General features: G+C 73.8%; 14 protein-coding genes. 3 read left to right on the forward strand and 11 right to left on the reverse strand.

Annotated elements, in window-relative coordinates; all coding sequences use genetic code 11:
• Positions 1–91: 91 nt before the first annotated feature.
• The 10 genes from OG780_RS00990 to OG780_RS01035 form a co-directional block, all read right to left on the reverse strand.
• Positions 92–949, reverse strand: coding sequence for an AfsR/SARP family transcriptional regulator (locus OG780_RS00990; RefSeq protein WP_328457812.1), 858 nt, complete (start codon positions 947–949; stop codon positions 92–94).
• Positions 950–1,261: 312 nt separating this feature from the next.
• Positions 1,262–1,450, reverse strand: a complete 189-nt coding sequence (locus OG780_RS00995; protein ID WP_328443672.1) for an acyl-CoA carboxylase epsilon subunit — start codon at positions 1,448–1,450, stop codon at positions 1,262–1,264.
• A gap of 82 nt (positions 1,451–1,532) precedes the next feature.
• Entirely contained in the window at positions 1,533–3,599 is a 2,067-nt protein-coding gene (locus OG780_RS01000; protein ID WP_328443674.1) for a condensation domain-containing protein, read from the reverse strand.
• A 120-nt stretch (positions 3,600–3,719) separates the two neighbouring features.
• Positions 3,720–4,565, reverse strand: a complete 846-nt coding sequence (locus tag OG780_RS01005) for a 4'-phosphopantetheinyl transferase family protein (protein ID WP_328443676.1) — start codon at positions 4,563–4,565, stop codon at positions 3,720–3,722.
• Between the two features lie 71 nt (positions 4,566–4,636).
• On the reverse strand, positions 4,637–6,124 hold the full coding sequence (locus OG780_RS01010; protein WP_328443678.1) for a hypothetical protein: 1,488 nt from the start codon (positions 6,122–6,124) through the stop codon (positions 4,637–4,639).
• Positions 6,125–6,180: 56 nt separating this feature from the next.
• Positions 6,181–7,119: an SRPBCC family protein gene (locus OG780_RS01015; protein ID WP_328443680.1), complete on the reverse strand. Its 939-nt coding sequence runs from the start codon at positions 7,117–7,119 to the stop codon at positions 6,181–6,183.
• 97 nt (positions 7,120–7,216) lie between these two features.
• On the reverse strand, positions 7,217–8,059 hold the full coding sequence (locus OG780_RS01020) for an AfsR/SARP family transcriptional regulator (RefSeq protein ID WP_328443682.1): 843 nt from the start codon (positions 8,057–8,059) through the stop codon (positions 7,217–7,219).
• A 516-nt stretch (positions 8,060–8,575) separates the two neighbouring features.
• Positions 8,576–9,190, reverse strand: a complete 615-nt coding sequence (locus OG780_RS01025; RefSeq protein ID WP_328443684.1) for a ScbR family autoregulator-binding transcription factor — start codon at positions 9,188–9,190, stop codon at positions 8,576–8,578.
• Positions 9,191–9,435: 245 nt separating this feature from the next.
• Positions 9,436–10,671, reverse strand: a complete 1,236-nt coding sequence (locus tag OG780_RS01030; protein ID WP_328443686.1) for a cytochrome P450 family protein — start codon at positions 10,669–10,671, stop codon at positions 9,436–9,438.
• Between the two features lie 274 nt (positions 10,672–10,945).
• A complete protein-coding gene (locus tag OG780_RS01035; RefSeq protein WP_328443688.1) occupies positions 10,946–11,629 on the reverse strand; it encodes a ScbR family autoregulator-binding transcription factor in 684 nt (227 codons plus the stop codon).
• 373 nt (positions 11,630–12,002) lie between these two features.
• Between OG780_RS01035 and OG780_RS01040 the strand changes: the two genes are divergently transcribed.
• Positions 12,003–13,940, forward strand: a complete 1,938-nt coding sequence (locus OG780_RS01040) for an acyl-CoA dehydrogenase family protein (RefSeq protein ID WP_328443690.1) — start codon at positions 12,003–12,005, stop codon at positions 13,938–13,940.
• Between the two features lie 386 nt (positions 13,941–14,326).
• Here the strand turns inward: OG780_RS01040 and OG780_RS01045 are convergent, their stop codons facing one another.
• Positions 14,327–14,842, reverse strand: coding sequence for a putative immunity protein (locus OG780_RS01045; RefSeq protein WP_328443692.1), 516 nt, complete (start codon positions 14,840–14,842; stop codon positions 14,327–14,329).
• A 134-nt stretch (positions 14,843–14,976) separates the two neighbouring features.
• Here OG780_RS01045 and OG780_RS01050 point away from each other — a divergent pair, with 134 nt between their 5' ends.
• Both OG780_RS01050 and OG780_RS01055 read left to right on the forward strand, forming a co-directional pair.
• On the forward strand, positions 14,977–15,297 hold the full coding sequence (locus OG780_RS01050) for a hypothetical protein (protein ID WP_328443694.1): 321 nt from the start codon (positions 14,977–14,979) through the stop codon (positions 15,295–15,297).
• Positions 15,298–15,657: 360 nt separating this feature from the next.
• Positions 15,658–16,404 carry a hypothetical protein gene (locus OG780_RS01055; RefSeq protein ID WP_328443696.1) on the forward strand — a complete coding sequence of 249 codons (747 nt, stop codon included), beginning with the start codon at positions 15,658–15,660 and terminating at the stop codon, positions 16,402–16,404.
• Positions 16,405–16,463 lie beyond the last annotated feature (59 nt).

Consider the following 16,463-nt stretch of genomic DNA (forward strand, 5'->3'; position numbering starts at 1 on the left):
GGCGGGGGTGGGGGTGCCTCCCGCGTGCGGGGGAGGACGAGGCTGTGGCGCAGCGGGGCAGGAAGGTCCGCGGCGCCGCCGGGGCGGCCGGCTACCGGCCGGCGATCTGGGCCCCGGCGTCCGGGTGGTGCACGGCCCGGGCCGGGACCGGGCCGCTCTCGGGCGCGTCCATCAGGATCGTGTGCTGGAGCCGGCGCAGCCGCGGGGAGGGTTCCAGGCCCAGGTCGCGGCCGAGGGTGGTGCGCAGGTGGGTGTAGGCGTTGAGCGCCTCGCCGCGCCGCCCCGAGCGGTGCAGCGCGATCATGAACTGGGCGTGCAGGTTCTCGTGGCTGCGGTAACGGCTGGTCAAAACCGTGAGCTCGGCGAGGACTTCGCGGTGCCGGCCCAGCCGCAGGTCCGCCTCGATGCGCTGGTCCATCGCGCACAGCCGGCTCTCGTCCAGGCGCCTGGCCTCCATGGCGAGCTGGGCCCCGGTCTGCACGTCCGCGAAGGCGGATCCCGACCACAGGTCCAGGGCGGCGGCAAGGGTGCGGGAGGCGCCCGCGAAGTCGCCGGCGTCCATGGCCCGGTAGCCCAGTCCGGCCAGGCGGTCGAACTCGCGGACGTCGCTGGTGCCGCCCGCGGCGGCCAGCAGGTAGCCGCCCGGCAGGGTGACCAGGACGTCCTTGGCGGTGCGGCGTTGCGGCCCGGCGGCGGGTTCCTGTGCGGCGCCGTGCTCCAGCGCCGCCCCGATCAGTTCGCGCAGCTGCAGCACGTAGGTCTGCAGGGTGGTGCGTGCGCTGCGCGGCGGCCGGCCCGACCACAGTTCCTCGATGAGCGAGGCGACCGGCACCACCCGGTCCGCGTGCACCGCCAGCAGCGCCAGCACCTGGCGGGGCTTGGGCGCCGTCGGGGCGACGGACACCCCGTTCTCCCTCACGTCCAGAGCACCTAATACGTCGATGTCCACGCCGTCTCCCCTGTCCACGTGCGCTGCTGACACTCCAACATTAAAAAACAGCACAGACGGTATGTCAATACGAGACCGATCGTCCTGTTTTTAACAACCTTCCAGCATCAGTGCAGCAACCCTCGAAGACGGCCGTTCACCGGGCAACTCCCCTGGAAAGACGGCCGTGTTACCGCCCCGTACACCCACCCGCAGACCGGCACACGCCGTCCGGGGCCGTGGTGCGGGCCGAGAGATCGGACCCGATCCCGGGCCTGCGCTCCCCTCAAACAGACCGGCCAGTCTTCTCGTTTCGTCTCTGCGGCGGTCACCTCACCGCCGGCCGCGCACCCCGCGGCGGTCCTCGCCGCGCAGCCACCAGCACGAGCCGCCGGCCGGCCGCACCGGTGTCCGCCGGCCGCGCAGGGCCAGCAGGACGACGGCCAGCGCGGCCAGTTCCTCCTCGGTCGCGGTGCCGCGCTCGACGCGCAGAGCCGGCTGTCCACGGTCCCGGTCGCCCATGGGGCCTCCTCCTCTGGCGCCACCCTGGGCCACGGTGCTCAAGAAACGCTCTCGGCCCGCTGGACGCCGCGGCCGCCGCCGGTCAGGCGCTGCGCGCCCGCACCGCCAGCAGGGCCCGGGACAGCGCCTGCGCGCTCTCGGCGGCGCCGCCGACCCCGGTCATGACCACGGCCGGCGCCTGCCGCGTCCAGCGCGCCGCACGGCGGGCGATCTCGTGGGCGGCCCGGCCGGCCGGGCCGGCGCCGCACACCGTCAGCCGCCCTGCGTCACCGATCAGTTCCCCCAGGACGGCGGACGGCACCTGCCCGCCGGTGACGGTGAGCGAGACGATGCGTTCGGGCCCCTCGTACCGGCGCAGGAGCAGGTCGTAGACACCGGGTGTGACGCCGGGGACGGTGACCAGGCACACGAGGTCCGCCCCGGGTTCCCCGGCCCGCAGCACCGCCGGCGCCGGCCCGGCGGCGCCGGCTCCCGGCACGGTCATGACGGGCACCGCGCAGGTGCCCAGCAGACGCAGGGCGTCACCGACGGTGAACCGCGCATCGGGGTGGTCGGGCAGGCTGCGCAGCAGCTGCAGGCACTGCGCGAGGACACCGGAGGCCTCGGTGTCGGTGAACCTGGCCCGGTCGTACAGGGCGCCCAGCACCAGGGCGTCCTCGGCGTCGTGGTGCGCGACGAGCGTGATGGGCAGGGTCGTGGCGCCCCCGGCGCTCCGCGGCGCGCCCACCTTGATGCCCTGCGCCGCGAGTTCGGACCGCAGGTTCGCCGGCAGTTCGGGGTGGCTGTCGAAGCGGACGGTCGTCTCGGTGAGGCGGGATCCCGGGGCGCGCCCGCTCCACTCGCGGACCTGGTCGGTGCAGACCCATGCGTAGGCGGTCAGGTCGAGCGCCGCGTCCCGCACCTGCAGCAGCAGGTCCGCCAGCGGGGCCGCCGGGTCCACGGTGACCGTCATCGGCAGCGGGTCGCCCAGCAGTCCGGGGATGCCTGAGGCGGCCCGCAGCGGCAGGTCCCGTCCCGGGACGTGCACGCCGAAGGCCACCGGCAGCGGCCCCCGGGTCCCGGCCGCCCGGTACAGCAGCAGGGCCCACACCACGTGCAGGGCGCTGCTCTCCCCCGCGCCCCGGCCGACGGCCCAGGAACGCAGCCGTGCGCTCTGCGGCGGCCCGAGCCGGCGCTGGATCCTGCCCGTCCCCCCGCCCCGGCAAGGCGGCCCGCCGGGACGGGCGGGGCTGACGGCGGCGCCGGCGGGCGGTGCGGCAGCCGCCCACAACTCCCGTGCCGCGGCCGGATCCTGGCGCCTCAGCCAGCGGGCGTGGTCGCGGATGTCGGGCCGGCGGTCCGCGCCGGGCAGCGTGCCGCCGGCGAGGTAGGAACGGTAGAACTGCCGCACCAGCAGACGCGCCCCGCGCTCGTCGAGCAGCGCCCGGTGGTAGGTCACCAGCAGGCGGGTGGGCACCTGTCCGGCGCCGCCCGCGTCCGGCGGCAAATCGAGCAGGGACACCCGCAGCAGGCCCGGCCGGTACGGCTCGAAGCCGCGGTCGCGGTCGCGGCGCAGCAGTTCGTCCCAGCCGGCGCCGGTGTGCGCATCGCGGACGGCCTCGACGACCTCGATCCCCGCGCTGTCGTGCAGCACCAGGCGCGGGGCGCCGGCCCAGTCGAAGGACGCGCGCAGCACCGCCTCCCGCTCGGTGAGGGACTGCCAGGCGGTGATGAACCGGGTGCGCTCCAGCGGCCCGGTCCAGTCCCAGTAGACCTGCTCCACGAAGTGGCCGGGGCCGCCCGGGGCGGCGAGCGCCGCCTCCAGCAGCGCCCGCCGATACCCGCTCACGGCGACCGTGCCCGCGGCCGGCGGTGCCAGCAGGTCGGCCAGCAGGTCGTCGGTGAGCGGCGCGCCGGCCGCGGCCGGGGAGCGGGGGGTGAGCCGCAGGAGGTGGCGGTCCGGGCGCCCGGCCTTTGCCGTGCCGTCCTGCGGTGCGTCCAGTTCGACGTCGTAGGCCCGATGAGACCTCGCGACGCGGGCGGCGATGGCCTCGGCGTCCGTGCGGTCGGGTCCGCACAGTTCGAGGACGAGCGGTGCCCCGTCGTGGGCGCCCGGCGGTTCGTGCACGACGGCGAGAACGGCGCCGGGGCGGCGGTGATGACTGCTCATCCGGTCCCCGGGACACCGGACAGCTGTGCCGCAGCAGCCCTGCCGATCACCCCGACCTCCTTTTCGAATCGTTTCTGCACGGCCGGCCGGCCGGCCGCGGCCCCCATCGGGTGTGTCCGCTCACCGCGGTCCAAGGCCGCGGTGAGCGGGGAAGTCGAGGACCCGCCCGCCGTCCGGCGGCTGTGCCCCGGGCGGCCCGTTCGGCGTGTTTGTGGCGGGCGGGGTGCGCGGCCCCTGCGGCCGCGCCCGCGCGGCCCGGCGGGGGTGCGCCTCGCCCGGGCGGTGCGCCTCGCTCACCAGGTAGCGTTCCTCGACGAGATGGGTGGCAAAGGCCCATTCCCCGGCCGTGTCCCCGGCGAGCCGGGCGGTTCCGGTCGTATTCCACTCGAAACCGATGGCCGAGAACCGGCGCCGCATGCCGTGCCCGAGCGCCTTGGCGTACGCCTCCTTGAGGGTCCACAGGCGCAGGAAGGCCTGGGTGCGTTCCTCCTCGGGCAGGGCCGTGAGCAGCCGGGCCTCCTCGGCGGTGCACACGTGGTCGCGCAGGGCGTCGAAGGAGATCCGGCGTGTGGCGGGTTCGGCGTCCACGCCGACCGCTCCGGCGCGGCTGACGCCGACCACGATGAGCTCGTCGGTGTGCGCGAGGCTGACCTGGAGATCCGTGCCCAGGCCGCGCAGCACGGGGCGTCCGCCCGGCAGACAGGCGAGGTCGAGCCGTTCGGCGGGGACCTGGAGGGCCGCGGCGGCCGTGTGCTTGAGCACGGTGCGGGAGACGGCGAGGATCAGCCGTCCGGCCGGGGCCGGATGCCGGCGAAAGCGGGGCCAGTCGCGGCCGAGCAGGGTGCGCAGTGCGGGGTCGAGCAGGGCCGGTGTCAGCCACTGCCCCCAGGTGGCGTGCACCACCGCCCGGCCCGTGTCCTCGAATCGCTCCTGGACCTGCTCCCAGGGCCCGTCGGGGCCGGGCACGTAGCACGGCGCAGGGAACGGCGCGGGGAACGGCGGCGCCGGTGTGCGCCGGTGCGGCGCGCCGCCGGCGCTCACCACGCCGGCCTCGTCGCGTGCAGGTCGCAGTCCACGCCGTCGGCGGCGCGCCGGGCCAGTTCCTCCCACACGCCTGGGTGTGTGTCGGGCATGCCGGCGGGCAGCGGCAGCCCGAGCCGTACGGTGATCCGCCCGAGCGCCGACAGCGCCCAGCCGGCGTCGCCGAGGAAGGGGAGATCGGCCGCGGCGGCCGTCTCCCGCGCGGCTGTCGTCGCGGCGGCCAGCACCAGCAGGGCCCGGCGGTCCGCCAGGGCGCGCGCCGCCGGGTCGGCGCTGTCGTGCACGGCGGCCACCGCGCAGGCGGTGCGCAGCGCCCGCTGCTCGGCGGCCAGACGGCGGCCCAGGCGGGCGAGCGCGGCGGCGGCGGCGCCGGCGTCGTCGGCACCGGACGGCGGCGCGGCGGCCCGCGGGGCGCCGGTGCCGGGTGGCGCGGCGGTGCCGGTGTCGGGTGGCGCGGCGGTGCCGGTGTCGGGTGGCGCGGCGGTGCCGGTGTCGGGTGGCGCGGCGGTGCCGGTGTCGGGTGGCGCGGCGGTGCCGGTGTCGGGTGGCGCGGCGGTGCCGGTGTCGTCGGCACCGGGCGGTGGCGTGGTGGTGCGGGGGGCGCCGGTGCCGGGTGGCTCGGTGGTGCGGGGGGCGCGGAGCAGGGCCTCAAGCCGTGTGCCGTCGTCCTGTCCGGGGCTGCCGGCCGCGAACAGCCCGTGCACGATGCGGGCCTGGGCAGCACCGGTGTCCGCCCGGTGGGCCCCGGCGAACGCCCGGTCCCGCACCAGCCGGGCCAGGGTGCGCCGTTCGGGGGTGCGGCCGTCGAAACCGCACTCGTTCAGCACCAGTTCGAGATCGCCGAGCAGTTCGAGGGCGAGCTGCGGCACGAGATACGCCGTGACGGCGGCGAGCAGTTCTTGCTCCTCCTCGCCGTGCCGCGGGGCCGCGGGGGCGTCCCGGCCCGGGGCCGGGCAGGCGCGCAGGGCCGCGTCGGTCAGGCTCTCGCAGGCCAGCAGGTCGGCGAAGACGGTGGCCAGGACCGGACGCCACTGCCGGGCGGCGGCTTCGTGGCGGCTCAGGCCGTCCACGATGCGGGTCGCGCCGCCCAGGACGTTGCCCGCCGCCGCGAGCAGCGCGGCCGGGCCCAGCAGCGCGGCCGCCGGGTGCGGCACCGGGGTGTCGAGCAGCGGGCGGATGCTCCAGGCGTGGGCGAGGGCCAGGTCGCGGCGCAGGAGCGGGCGCAGGGCGCGGGCGAGCTGGTCGGCGCCCGGCACGTCGTCGGGGCCGGGCAGGCCCGGTGGCGGGGCGGGCAGGGCGCCGGGCGCCGCGGCCCGCACGGCGGAGCGGCCGTAGGGGTTGGCGGGGTCGCGGGGGTCGCCGAGCAGTGCCTCCAGGCGCGCCGCGTGCCGTGCCGCGCCGGGGGGCGCCGGGGCGGGGCCGGGGGGCGTTTGGGGCGGGGCCGGGGGGTGTCCGGCATGCCGGTGCGGCCGGATCGGGGCCATCGCCGATCTCCTCGTCGTCGTGGTGACCATCGCCGCGGCGCCGTCGCCGGGCGGGCTCATCGCAGCCGGCGCAGGGCGCTCTCGGCGTGCCACCGCGCCAGGGTCAGGGCTTCGGTGCTCGTGCGTCCCAGCCACTCGCGCACGTGCCGGCGGGCGTCGGCCGGGCGGGCGCCGGCGCCCGGGGCGGGCGTGGCCTCGCGGAGCATCACCTGGTGCGTGCAGGCGACCCGCACACCCGAGGCGTCGGGCTCCAGGGACCACTCGCCGTAGTGGGCGGCGACAGGATCGGGGGTCACGGTCTGCTTGTGGACGATCCGCCCGGCGGCCGGGAAACACAGCCGGACGGACTCCACCACGCCGGTGTCCCCGGTGCCGGGATCGCTGGTGTGCAGGACGGCCCTTTGCACCCCGGGGACGTCCTCGGTGACCTCGGCGCGCTCGACGTGGGGAACCAGGTCGGCCCAGTCCGCGATGCGGTAGAGGAAGTCGTAGACGATCTCCGGGGAGCCGGTGACGTGGAGGCTGTCCTCGAAGGAGAGCAGCAGTTCGTCGAGACGGTCCCAGCGTTCGGCCGCCTCGACGACGGCCGCCAGCTGCGCCCGCACCTGTGCCTCGAGCATGTCGGGCCCCTGTCCGGATGCGGCCGCAGCGTCCTGGCACAGGGTCACCAGGCAGCGGCCGCCGCCCTGGGGTGACACGTTCCAGCTGCCGTGCGTCGGCGCGCCGGGCAGCAGGGGGTCGGTCAGTTCGAAGTCGATGCGGCGCTCGCGCGGGTGCAGCACGCGGCGGGCCAGTACGCAGCGGACCTGGCCGTGGCGCAGGTGCCACAGCCGCAGGCTGTCCTGGGCGCCGTCGAAGTCGACGCGTTCGACGTGGACGTAGGAGGGCAGCAGGACGGGCCAGCGGGGGGCGTCGGCGAGCAGGCCGTAGACGACGCCCGCGGGGGCCGCGGCCGGCGCGGTGTGCCGGGCGGGGTGCTTTCGCTGCGACGGCATGCGCGGTCCCCTCCTCCAGGTGTGATCAACGCTGCACGGCCGGGGCTGAGCGGTGCTCGATTCCTGGTGGACAGCAGGGCCCGGGACACGGTGCGGGTCAGCCCACGCGGGCCACGGCGGGGCCGGCCGCCGGGCGGGGTGCGAGGGTGCCGGGGCCGGACATCAGGATGGAGCGCTGCAGCTTGGCCAGGGCGGGCGAGGGCTCCAGGCCCATGGCGCGCACCAGGGTGGCGCGCAGCCGCTGGTAGGCGTCGAGCGCCTCGCCGCGGCGCCCGGAGCGGTGCAGCGCGAGCATGTACTGGGCGTGCAGGCTCTCGTGCATGGGGTACTGGTTGATCAGCACGGTGAGTTCGGCGAGCAGTTCGCGGTGGCGCCCCAGGCGCAGGTCCGCCTCGACGCGCTGGTCCAGGGCGCACAGCCGGCTCTCCTCCAGCCGTCTGGCCTCGGTGCGCAGCTGGGGGCCGGTGCGGACGTCGGCCAGGGCGGGGCCGGTCCACAGCTCCAGGGCCTGGCGCAGCAGCCGGGCGGCCTGGGGATAGTCCTCGGCGTCCATGGCCCGGTACCCGCAGCCGGCCAGCCGCTCGAACTCCCGTACGTCGCTGACGCCGTCGCCGCTCTTGAGCAGGTAGCCGCCGGGGACGGTCAGCAGCACGTCCTTGGCCCGGCCGCGCCCGCCACCCCCGCCGCCCCCGCCGTGCCCGCCGCCCTCCAGGGCGGCGCGGATGAGCTCGCGCAGCTGCAGGATGTAGGTCTGCAGGGTGGCGCGGGCGCTGCGCGGGGGCCCGGCTCCCCACAGCTCCTCGGCCAGGACCCCCACCGGGACGACCTGCCCGGCCCGCAGCGCCAGCAGGGCGAGCACCTGGCGGGGCTTGGGTGCCGTGGGCGTGATGGACACGCTGTTGTGCCGTACGGCGAGTGCGCCCAGTACGTCGATGTCCACGCCGTCTCCCCGTTTCTGACGCAGTCGGCAGGGTTTCCCTGCACCCCGAGTAAAAAACAGCGCGCGCGGTATGTCAATGGGAACCGGAAACCCCGCCCGTTCTCCGGCGCGCCGCGGGAGCGGCCCGGGCCCGGGCCGCGGCACACTCCCGGCGGCGCGCACCTGGCGGCCGGGGCCCGGCGCCGGGACCGGGTGGCGCCCGGGATCGGGTGGCGCCCGGGATCGGGTGGCGCCGGCCGGACCGGGCGGGGCAGGGTGCGGACGGGCGGGCGGGGCAGGGTGCGTGCAGGCGGGGCAGGGTGCGTGCGGGCGCGCGGCGCAGGAGACAAGGCGACACGGCGACACGGCGACACGGCGACACGGCACGCAGGAGACAAGGCGACGCGGCGGGGGCACCTCCCGGCCGGGGGGACGCCGCGGACCGGCCACGGCGCCGCCGGGCATCTGGCCCCCCTGCCCGCGGAGCCGGGTACGTACGCCCTGCCCCGCGGCGCCGCACGGCCCGGACGCCAGGACCTAGACCTCCTGCGACACCCAGTCCAGAGCCCGCTCGGGGCAGGCCGCCAGCCCCGGCAGGATCAAGGACCAGAACTGCTCCACGGGCTCGGCCGGCAGCCAGCCCTCGCCCACCTCGCCGGCCACCTCCAGGCCCACGGTGGCCGCCACGATCGCGGTCGCCGCGCCGTCCGGCGAGACCCCGTCGGCGAGTTCGCCCGCGCTCTGCGCCTGCAGCACCAGTTCACGCACGCACCGGTGCCACAGGACCAGCAGGGTGGCGCCGCTCTTGCGGGAGGGGTCGCCGCTGAGCTTGAAGCCGGCCCTGACCACCGGGTCGTCGGCGACGGCCAGCAGCAGGCCGGACATCGTGCGCATGAGCAGCTGCAGCGAGGCGCCGGCCCCCTCGCGGCAGCGTTCGGCCAGTTTCTCCACCGAGTCCGCGGCCGCGGACTCCACCTCGGCGGCCAGGGCGTCCTTGCTGGCGAAGTGGAAGTGCAGGGCGCCCGCACTGACCCCCGCCCGTCTGCTGATCACGGGCAGGGAAGCGAGGGCGTAGCCGTCGGCGGCGAACACCTCGGCCGCGGCGTGGATCAGGGACTGGCGCGTCCGCGCCGCCCTCACCTGCTTGACCATTCCACCCTCCTCCGGGGCACGCGCGAAATCCGCTTCCGCTCCGCCCGCCCCCCACATCCGGAACCTCAACCCGCAGAACAATATCAAACCGCGCGCTTGGTACGTTTATTGTAGAGGACGTTGCCCCGGTCAGGACGAGACGAACCCCCGGCCCTGCGGCGGCGGGGGCCGGGAGACGGAAAACGGCGGGATCGCGTCCGCCCCCGGCCGGGGGCGGACGCGGTCCCGCCGCTCGCGCGCGCGTGTCAGTCCTGCGGCTCCAGGATCACCGGCAGGGCGCGGTAGGAGTTCATCAGGAAGCTGGGCATGGGCTCCAGCTCCTGCGGACGGCAGGCCAGCCGCATCCGGGGAAAGCGCCCAAAAAGCGCGGCGAAGGCGCCGGCGGCCTCCGCCTCCGCGAGCGGGACGCCCATGCAGCGGTGGGTGCCGTGCCCGAAGCCGAGCAGGTCGCGGTCGGTGCGCAGCACGTCGAAGCGGTCGGCGTCCGGGCCGTGGCGCTCGGGATCGCGGCCGCCGGCGGCGAAGTTGACCAGGATCGCGTCGCCCTTGCGGATGAGGACCCCGTCCAGGTCGATGTCCTCCACGGCGAACCGCATCGGCGAGTAGGCGCCGGGGGTGTGCACGCGCATCGTCTCGGCCGACACGTCCTGCCAGCCGGCCCTGCCCGCCCGCACGTGCCCGAGCTGGTCGGGGTGGCTCAGCAGCGCGCCCACGGCGTTGGTGATCAGCGCGGCGGTCGTGTCCTGCCCTCCGGCGATCATCAAGAAGAGCGTGCCGAGCAGCTCCGCCTCGCTCAGCCGGTCGTCCTGGTCCCGGGCCTCGATGAGCGAACTGGTCAGATCGTCCCCGGGCCGCTCCCGCTTGTCCTGCACCAGCTGCGACAGCAGCCCGAAGGACTGCAGGCGGGCCGCCTCCATCTCCCGGCCGGACAGGGTGGTGCTGAAGACCTTGTGCAGCGCCGCACACAGGGCGGCGGTCGGCCCGCCCTGCGGGACCCCGAACAGCTCGCAGATCACCCGCATGGGCAGGACCTCCGCGAAGGCGGTCCGCAGATCGACCTCACCACCGGCCGGCAAAGCGGCCAGGGCGGCCACGAGCTCGGCGGTGATCACGGCGACACGGGGGCGCAGGGCCTCGGTGCGCCGCGCGGTGAAGGCTCCCGCCACCAGCCGGCGCAGCCGCGTGTGGCTCTGCCCGTAGGCGAAGAGCATGTTCTCGTTGGCCACCCACGGATACAGCGGCCAGTCCTCGGTGATGCGGCCCTCGATGAAGGCGGGCCAGTGCCGGCGGGCGTCCTTGGAGACCCGCGCGTCGGTCAGCAGCCGCTCCACATGCCGCTGCCCCACCACCGCCCAGGCGATCACCCCCCCGGGCAGCTGGACCCGGACGGCGGGCCCCTTGGCCCGCAGCACCGCGGCCTCTCCCGGCAGATCCCGCCCGCTCACGTCCAGGACGTACGGGCATACAGCAGTCGTGCTCACGTCGTCTCTCCCTGGGTCGGTGTTGCACCAACGGCACGTGCCCAGGGGAGGGGTCCCCCGCCCTCCCCCTCCGGGGGCGCCCACGACCACGCCCCCGACGACTGTTCAGTTGTGTCCCCACCGGCACCCGGCCGGCCCGCCCCCGGCCGGCCCGCACCTCCGGCCGGCCCGCACCTCCGGCCGGCCCGCACCTCCGGCCGGCCCGGCCCGGTCCGCACCGGCGGCCGGCGTCAGCCCCCGGCCGGCCCGGTCCGGTCCGCACCGGCGGCCGGTGTCAGCCCGCGGCCGGGACCTGCCCGCCCGTCGCGCGCAGCCGCAGCGCCGCGCCGTGCACCCGCTCCCCCCGGTCCGCGGCCGTGTCGAGCTGCATGAGGACCGCCGGGACGGCGATGCTCGCCATCAGGTGCCGCTGCAGGTCCGAGACCCGCTCCGGCAGATCGGCATGATCGGACATGATCTTGGAGAGCACCTGCACCCCGGTGAACGCCCCCACGAACATCCGCGCGGCCTCGGGGACACGGACGTGCGGGAGCAGCTCCCCGTTCTCCTTCGCCCGGCCCAGGATGTCGATGTTGTGCTCGATCCACCCGCTCATCGGCACCTGCCGGTCAAGACCGTCGGACGGAGCCCCCTGATCGACCGTCAAACGGATGCTGCCCCGGACCATCGGATCCCCCACCGACAGCAGATACGCGAGCAGGAAGGCCTCGTCGATGCCCTGCTGGAGCATCAGCTCCTGCGGCGGCGGAGGCGGGATCGACTCCAGCTGGCCCGCCAGCACCGCCTGCGCCAGCCGGTCCTTGGAAGGGAAGTGGAAGTACAGCGCGCCCTTGGTGACACCGGCCCGCTGGAGGATCTCCGAGATCGTCGCCGCCTCGTAGCCCACCTCGGCGAAGACCCCGGCGGCGGCGACAAGGATGGCCCGCCTCGTCCTGATGGCCCGCTCCTGCAGCGCCACGGCCTTCACCTCCGCATCGGCTCCGGTCGGCCTCCAGTAAAAATAAACCGACAGGTTCGTATCGTGCCACCCCCCGTCCGCCCGATCAACCACACCCCTCACCCGCCCCGGAATGCCCCGTTTACCGGCATTCCCGGGACGGTCCGGCGGACGACCCGGACCTGAAGAAAACCTTGCATGCGGTATAGCGGCGCGCCCGCACGGATACAGAATCGGATATTCCGTTACGGATCCCCCGGACGGCGTTCGAAGATCCTCCGGAACGGCTCGCGCTTTACCGTCATTTGACTTGATAACAAAACCGGTAGGTCCGTATCTTCTGGGGAGTCCAGCACGTCCACATCCGGATCTGCGACCGACGGGGGATAGGGTCATGGCCCTTCTGACAACCCAGCCGAACGTGCAAGACGGCACAGCCGGCCCCACGGCGGAGGTGCCGCCGAAACCGGGAACGCGGGGCCGGCTGGACGCCGACCGCCTGCGCGAACTGCGCGCGATCGAGGAACTCACCCTCGAGGGGATCAAGAGCGCCGCCCCCGCCCCCGCCCTCTCCCCCGCGCAGGACCTCGCCCGGCTCCTGTTCGGCGAGGACCGCGCACGCGTCCACGACCGCTGGCGGACACTGATCCGCAACCAGACGTTCCGCCACCGCCCGGGCCGCACCCCCGCCGACCAGGCGGCCCTGGCCTACGACTGGCTGCGGCTGGTCAACGACACCCTCGAGGAACCCCGAGCCCTGGCCACCGACCCCCGCCTGCTGGCGAGCCTGCACGAATGGACGGCCATCGTGGACGGCGGCGGAAGCCTGTGCACGGTGGCCGGCATCCACTACAACCTCTTCCTCGGCAGCCTCCTGGACCACCAGGCGGCCCAAGAGCGCGACCTGTCCCCCTTCACCTCCATGCAGCGCATCGGCACCTTCCTGTGCACCGAGGTCGAACACGGCAACGACAGCGCCGCGATGGAGACCACCGCCCGCCACGACCCCGACAGCGGCGGATTCGTCCTGAACACCCCGCACCCCGGCGCCCAGAAGTTCATGCCCAACACCAGCCTCACCGGCGGCCCCAAGACCGCCGTGGTCGCCGCCCGCCTGCTGATCAACGGCCGCGACGAGGGCGTCTACCTGTTCCTGACCCCGCTCAGCGACGAAAACGGGCTACTGCCCGGAATCCGCGTACGCCGGCTGCCGATGCGCCCCACCGCCCCCGTCGACCACTGCCTGACCGCCTTCGACCACGTGCAACTGCCACGCGAGGCACTCCTGCAGTCCGACCACGGACAACTCACCGACGAAGGCACCCTCACCAGCACCCTCGGCAACCGCCGCAAACGCTTCCTGCGCTCCATCGGCCGCGTCACCACCGGCAAACTGTGCATGAGCGGCGCCGCCGTCGGCGCCTCCAGAGCCGCCCTGGCCATCGCCGTCCGCTACGGCGAACACCGCCGCATCCAAGGCCCCAAAGCCGGCGAACGCATCACCATCAACACCCACCGCACCCACCACGCCCCCCTGCTCACCTCACTGGCCACCGCCTACGCCATGACCTTCCTGCACCGCACCGCCCTCGACACCTGGACCACCCACACCCACGACACCCGCGAACAAGCCGAACGCCTCGCCGCCATCACCAAAGGATGGATCACCTGGCAGGCCCGCACCATCACCACCCAATGCCGCGAACGCTGCGGCGCCCAAGGCCTGTTCACCGCCAACCACCTCGCCCACCTCCCCGACTACATCGAAGGCACCATCACCGCCGAAGGCGACAACCTCGTCATCTGGGCCAAAGCCGCCGCCGAACTCCTCCTCAACCCCACCACCCCCCCACCCCCCACCCCCCACGGCCCCCAAGAACTCACCAACCCCCACTTCCTACGCACCCTGCTCGCCCACACCCAAACCATCTGGCACACACGAGCACACACCGCACTACGCAACCAACCCGCCACCAACCCCATCGGCCGCTGGAACAACGCCTCCACCCCCGCCCTCGAAATGGTCTCCGCCCACGCCACCCTCCAAGCCGCCGACGCCTTCCTGAACGCCACCCAACAAACAACCCACCCCCCAACCCACCACCTCATCACCACCCTCTGCCACCTCTTCCTCCTCCAACAACTCCGCCCCCACACCGGCGACCTCCTCGCCCACAACCACCTCACCCCCACCCACCTCCACCAACTCCCCACCCTCACCGAAAACCTCACCGAAAACCTCGCCCCCCACCTCACCACCCTCACCGACGCCTTCGACCTCCCCCCCGAATACCTCACCACCATCCCCATCACCAACCCCCACCACCACTAACCACTAACACCACCAACCACTAACACCACCAACCACTCCCCCAACCACCCCCAAGCCCTGCGGACATGATCAACAGGGTCCGAGTCGCTGACCCTGCAAGCCGAGCAGAGCGGTTCGCGAAGCCGGTCAAGGTGATGCGGGAACGGAGCGGGTGTTGCGCGGCGTTGAAAATGCCGACGAAGGCGGCGTTCACGATGCCGACGGACTCTGACGGCGAGGCCCCGCCGGTAGGTGTTCCGGCGGGGCCGTCGTCGGTGAGGTGTCGTTTTCTTCGGCAAGGTGCCGGTGGATCAGCAACCAACCTCCCGCAGCTGCGACAGCCCGGAGACCGAGCGGCGCCGGCGGCGATCAGTTTCGTGTGGACGGTGCCGGCGCCCGACGCGCGCTCAGCAGTCAAACACCGACCAGCAGATCTCGTTGCGCAATCGCTGGTCGTCAAGTACGAGCTCACGAATCGCCTCCGGGAGCTGGCCGCGCTGCCACCGGCACTCGAGTCGCCCTGCGGCCTCACTCTCGGCTTTTGGTACGGCAGCGCGTGCGGCCTTGACCGCATAGGCGGCCGCACCGAGTTCGTGCGCGGCGACGTGTGCGACGACTGCGGCCTGGCCGGCGGCGTAGGCAGCATGCCGTGCTGCGCCACGCAGGTCGCGAGCCGCGCCCATCGCATGGCCGCCCGCCGCGCGGGCCTGCATCATCTTGACCTCGCCACGCACCCAGGCGCGGACATGCTCGATCGCCTGGCGCGGCCGTGGGTCCTCAGGCTGAGCCGACTCGAAGAGGTCAAGGACGTGCTCCGCGCAAGCTGCCGCCCAAAGGGCGAGGAGATGGTGATCCGAATCAGTGAGGGTCCCACCGCGGCGGATCGTCACGAAGCGAGGGTCCCTGACCTTCGGGAGGATCATGGCTGACATTCCTTCCTGCTGGTACGAAGCGAAGCCTGCGAACCCGATGGTCGATCCGCAAGCCCGGCTACCATCCCCCGGCCAGACAGGGCGAGTTCTCAGTCGCCGACCCGCCGGCGGACCGGGTCCTGCCGGTGGCCGCCCACCACCGCACCAACCCCACGACACGCCAGTCCGCCTCACCGTTCGACACCTCCTCAGCAACGGTCTGCCGGGCCGTCCAGCGGCTTGGCCCGCTGCTCGCCCCGGAGCCCGCGCCACGGCCGACGCCAGACATCGAACACCTGTGGATCGCGGACAACACCCCGATCCCGGTCCGTGACCGGAAGACCGGCGCCTCGAGCCGCAACCACCGGTCCCCGGCGAACACGCAGGCCATCACCGACGCCGACACGCGCCCGGCCATCGCCCCGGCCCGGCCCGCGCCGGGCAACAAGACCGACGCCCACACCTGACGCGAATCGGACCTGCCCGCCGCAGCGACCGGAACGACCCTGATCGCGGACGGCGCCCACCCAGGCACCGCGCTGATCACCCCGCACCGCACAAGAACCGGACAGCCCCTCCCGCGCGAGCAGGAGAAGGACAACACCGAACACCGACACGCAAGTTCGGGCAGGGCCCGATGCAATGGCAGCCCCTTGTGCGCACGAGCGCCGCACATGACTGCTGGCCGCCACCACTGTCCGTGGTCGTTGATGTCAATGTTGGATGTCACCGGAACAGCTCCGGCACCGGGCAGACTTGCAACGGCTCGCCCGGCCGGTCGGCCCACCGGCGAAAGTGCGCTTGCGGCAGCCTGCTTGGATACGGCAATGACGACGAGTTCTCCTGTTCCCCGTGCAGGCAACGCCGATCTCGACCGCCTGAAGGCCCTACTGGAACGTGCAGCCACAGGCCGGGACAGTCAGGCTTGGAGCGACCTCTGGACGGAGCTCTACCACAACGGCTCTCTGGATGCCGCCCATCCGATGGTGCTGCGCACGCTGGCCGACATAGCAGAGGCTGACAAAGCCGACACGGCACCCTCCGCCCTCCACCTGGCCGGCGCCCTTCTCACACAGGCCGACCAACGGTACGAGACCCGAAGCCTGCGGCACGAGTATGCATCGGAAGTCGCACGCCTACTGGACGCCGCAAACCGGTGGCGGCAGGTCACCGCCGACCGGAACGACTATTGCTATCTGGTTGAGGCCGTCCTGCACCTGGAGGGCGACATCCACTGGGCGGAGGACTTGTTCTGGGGCGTCGTCAGCGAAGAATACGAGATCGAGTGCCCCGATCCCGACGGGTGCGCGTCGATGTGGGTGATTCTCGGCGAGCGCGGCTTCTTCAGCACGGCAGAGGACTACGCCCTCTCCGACGACGTCGAGACCTTCCCTCTCCATCCGGCCGATCCCCGCACCCTGGAAGGTCTCGGCCGGCGCCTCTACGACCTCGCCCTAGCCGACGGCCATGAGGAAGTCGCGCGCGCCCTGACTTACGCCTTCGGTGAGGCGACCTGCCCGGAGTGTGAGCAGCGCTTCTCCGTCGTCGGGCAGCTCGTCGCCTGTTCCACCTGAGAGCTGCGTCGGAGCGGTGGGGTTTGAACCCACGACCTCTTCGTCCCGGAGCGACTTGG

The organism is Streptomyces sp. NBC_00386, assembly GCF_036063235.1.
Lineage (GTDB): Bacteria > Actinomycetota > Actinomycetes > Streptomycetales > Streptomycetaceae > Streptomyces.

Excerpts from the sequence above, each read along its gene's own strand:
- OG780_RS01015 (WP_328443680.1), bottom strand. The coding sequence starts at position 7,119 with ATGCCGTCGCAGCGAAAGCACCCCGCCCGGCACACCGCGCCGGCCGCG.
- OG780_RS01010 (WP_328443678.1), bottom strand. The coding sequence starts at position 6,124 with ATGGCCCCGATCCGGCCGCACCGGCATGCCGGACACCCCCCGGCCCCG.
- OG780_RS01025 (WP_328443684.1), bottom strand. The coding sequence starts at position 9,190 with ATGGTCAAGCAGGTGAGGGCGGCGCGGACGCGCCAGTCCCTGATCCAC.
- OG780_RS00995 (WP_328443672.1), bottom strand. The coding sequence starts at position 1,450 with ATGGGCGACCGGGACCGTGGACAGCCGGCTCTGCGCGTCGAGCGCGGC.
- OG780_RS01040 (WP_328443690.1), top strand. The coding sequence starts at position 12,003 with ATGGCCCTTCTGACAACCCAGCCGAACGTGCAAGACGGCACAGCCGGC.
- OG780_RS01000 (WP_328443674.1), bottom strand. The coding sequence starts at position 3,599 with ATGAGCAGTCATCACCGCCGCCCCGGCGCCGTTCTCGCCGTCGTGCAC.
- OG780_RS01045 (WP_328443692.1), bottom strand. The coding sequence starts at position 14,842 with ATGATCCTCCCGAAGGTCAGGGACCCTCGCTTCGTGACGATCCGCCGC.
- OG780_RS01055 (WP_328443696.1), top strand. The coding sequence starts at position 15,658 with ATGACGACGAGTTCTCCTGTTCCCCGTGCAGGCAACGCCGATCTCGAC.